The 1,482-nt window shown below is 71.0% G+C and carries 3 protein-coding genes; all 3 read left to right on the plus strand.

What is annotated here, in order from left to right; translation table 11 throughout:
* Nucleotides 1-303, plus strand: a 303-nt coding sequence (locus AB0M20_RS43095; protein WP_364307238.1) for an ATP-binding protein, incomplete at its 5' end; no start/stop codon positions are given.
* Nucleotides 300-965 (plus strand): response regulator transcription factor, encoded by a 666-nt coding sequence (locus tag AB0M20_RS43100; protein WP_364307239.1) that lies wholly within the window; start codon nucleotides 300-302, stop codon nucleotides 963-965. The genes AB0M20_RS43095 and AB0M20_RS43100, both read left to right, overlap by 4 nt.
* 94 nt (nucleotides 966-1,059) lie before the next feature.
* Nucleotides 1,060-1,461 carry a DUF805 domain-containing protein gene (locus tag AB0M20_RS43105; protein ID WP_364307241.1) on the plus strand — a complete coding sequence of 134 codons (402 nt, stop codon included), beginning with the start codon at nucleotides 1,060-1,062 and terminating at the stop codon, nucleotides 1,459-1,461.
* Nucleotides 1,462-1,482: the final 21 nt, after the last annotated feature.

A 1,482-nucleotide genomic window follows, 5' to 3' on the forward strand; every position in this document is an offset into this window, starting at 1 on the left:
CCGGTCCCCCAGGGGGTGCAGGTGGCGGTGTGCCGGGTCGTGCGCGAGGCGCTGAGCAACACGGCGCGGCATGCGGGTCCCACCGATGTGCGCGTGAACGTACGCCGGGACGGGCCGGACGTGGTGGTGAGCGTGGCCGACAGCGGGCCGTCCGTGCCGGGCTGGCGGCCGTCGCCGGGCGCCGGGCACGGCCTGGCCGGGCTGCGCGAGCGGATCGGCAGCCTTGGCGGAGAACTGCTCGCCGAGCCGGTGGACGGCGGCTTCCACGTGACCGCGCGGATCCCCGGTGAGGCGCCGGCGTGAGCGACGTGCGGGTGCTGCTGGTGGACGATCAGCCGTTGTTACGGCGCAGCCTCGCGATGATCATCGACAACGAGCCGGACCTGGCCGTGGTGGGGGAGGCCGGCAACGGCGCCGACGGCGTTGCCTGCGCCCGTGCCACCCGCCCGGACGTCGTGCTGATGGACGTGCGGATGCCGCGCGTCGACGGCCTGGAGGCGACCCGCCGGATCTGCGCCGACCCGGCGCTGGCCGGCACCCGCGTCGTCGTGCTCAGCATGTTCGAGCTGGACGAGTACGTGTACGCGGCGCTGCGGGCGGGCGCCTCGGGTTTCCTGCTCAAGGATGTCCGCCCCGCCGACCTGATCGATGCGATCCGGCGTACCCATCGGGGTGAGTCCCTCTTCGCACCCGCGATCCTGACCCGCCTGGTCTCGCATTTCGTGGCCGCGCCGCGGCCGGAGCGCAAGCCGGCGGCCCTGCGCCGGCTGACCGAGCGCGAGGTCGACGTGCTGACGCTGATCGGCGGCGGTCTGTCCAACGACGAGATCGCGGCGGCCCTGGTCATCTCGGTGAAGACCGTGAAGACGCACATCACGCACCTGCTGGCGAAGCTGTCGGCGCGGGACCGGGCCCAGTTGGTGATCGTGGCTTTCGACGCCGGGCTGGTGCGTCCCCGGTCCTGAACGCATGACGATGCACCGGCGGAATTCGGGGCACACGAGGAGTGAGCCGAGGCCCTAGAATGAGCGACCTTCAGATCTGTCCAAGGAGGACACGTTGACCGTCGTTTCCCAGTCAAGTACGGGGCCGCTGGGCTACTGGAAGGGCTGCTTCAGCAAGTACGCCACCTTTGAGGGCCGGGCTCGCCGGGCCGAGTACTGGTGGTACACCCTGTTCAACGCAATCATCTACTTCGTGGTCGGCTTGGCCGCAGTGCTGATCGGCAACGCCACCGACACCCCGGCGCTGGCCGGCGTGGTGATCGTCGTCTACGTCCTCGCCGTGCTGGTTCCCTCGCTCGCGGTCACCTGCCGGCGGCTGCACGACATGGGGCAGACCGGCTGGTGGCAGCTGCTCAGCATCGTCCCGCTCGGCGGCTTCGTGGTGTTCGTGATGACGCTCCTGCCCGGCACCCAGGGCCAGAACCAGTACGGTCCCGACCCGCGCCAGGTCGGCTGACCCACACCGGGCGGGCTGACC

It is taken from the genome of Actinoplanes sp. NPDC051633, assembly GCF_040681735.1.
GTDB lineage: Bacteria > Actinomycetota > Actinomycetes > Mycobacteriales > Micromonosporaceae > Actinoplanes.